Raw genomic sequence first — 1,485 nt, 5'->3', positions numbered from 1 at the left:
ATTTTTAATGAACATCTTATCGAAATCAATCACGACAATCATTCGTTCTATGCGGACTTCCTACCCGAATTGGTGATCGGTAAAGAAATGATCGATTCGGATAAAAGAACGACATGGCTTGGCACGATTGGAGCTCAAGTCGGGGGGACCGTTAATGATAAGTTTACATATTACGCAAGTATTTATAAGAATCAAGGGGTATTCCCTCGGTACCTTTCAGAATATATGGAAAGTAACCAAGTTGTACCTGGTCAGGGAGGTGTAGATCATTTATCTGGCAATAAAAAAGATTGGATGTATGCAACTGCTAGTGCGACCTATGACTTTAGTGATTATTTTCAAACGACTTTAGCTTATGATAAAAATCATATTGGCGACGGCTACCGATCGTTGTTATTGTCTGATTTCTCTTCAAATTATGCACATCTGAAACTTACAGGCAAAATTGGAAATGTCCAGTATACGTCGATTTGGGCGTACATGAATGACCCGGAAAACCCTAGAGTGGACTCCTTAAACTCAGGAAGTCAATATGGAGACGGAGCGAAATGGGGAGCTTTTCAATATTTAGATTATAATGTAAATAATCGTTTGTCAGTTGGATTTTTCCAGGCTGTAGTTTGGGCTAATCGCAATCAAGCAGGGCACCGTGGCTTTGATTTTAATTATATAAGCCCCGTTATTTTTATTCGACCAGTAGAATCGAATAATTCTACTTCACCCGATAAAATGTTTTTGGGATTAAACGCGAAATATAAAGTGTTGCGGAATGTTACAGCATATGGACAATTTTTGTTAGGTGAATTTACGGCGAAAGAATTTTTCGGAGGAAATGGATATGCTCACAATAAGTGGGGAGCCCAAATAGGTGCTCGTGGTTATGACATTTTTAATGTCAATAATTTAAATTTTCTTGCAGAGTATAATGTAGTTAGACCTTATACTTATCAACACTTCGTGTCGATATCTAATTATAGTAACTACGGCGAACCACTGGCACATCCGCGTGGGGCTAATTTTAGAGAACTTATCGGTATTGCAAATTATTCATGGAACCGTTTGGATTTTTCATTGCAAGGGGTGTACAGTCGTTTTGGTACAGATCCTGTAGACGGTACGAACATGGGCGGTGATATTTTCCAATCTTATCGCACTATTCCGGAACTGTACGGGAATAAGATTGGTCAAGGTGTTCAAAATGATTTGTATTATTTGGATGCGAAAGCATCGTATATCTTAAATCCGAAGTATAATCTCCGGTTTGAACTGGGATATACGCAACGTTATAATAAGATTGAAGGGGCTTCAACGCAGAAGTCAGGAGTCTTTAGTATCGGTTTACGATCTTCATTCCGAAATTTCTATGGAGATATTTAGTAGATTGTCTACCTTTAGAGTTTAGCGAGAATCGATGAAAAAGATATTAATAATAAACGGCCCCAATTTAAACCTACTGGGGGTTCGTGAAAAGAGCGTTTATGGTGA

2 protein-coding genes are annotated in these 1,485 nt (G+C 38.3%); both read left to right on the top strand.

Translation table 11 applies throughout. The annotated features are described in order from the left end of the window. A partial coding sequence (locus tag HP439_RS19075; protein ID WP_172391908.1) for a gliding motility protein RemB occupies positions 1-1,377 on the top strand: 1,377 nt, incomplete at its 5' end. 34 nt (positions 1,378-1,411) lie between these two features. Further along, positions 1,412-1,485 (top strand): type II 3-dehydroquinate dehydratase (locus HP439_RS19070; RefSeq protein ID WP_172391909.1); only part of this gene is annotated, 74 nt, incomplete at its 3' end.

The organism is Sphingobacterium shayense (assembly GCF_013179575.1).
Lineage (GTDB): Bacteria > Bacteroidota > Bacteroidia > Sphingobacteriales > Sphingobacteriaceae > Sphingobacterium > Sphingobacterium shayense.
This window is presented reverse-complemented; position numbering and strand designations above follow the sequence as displayed.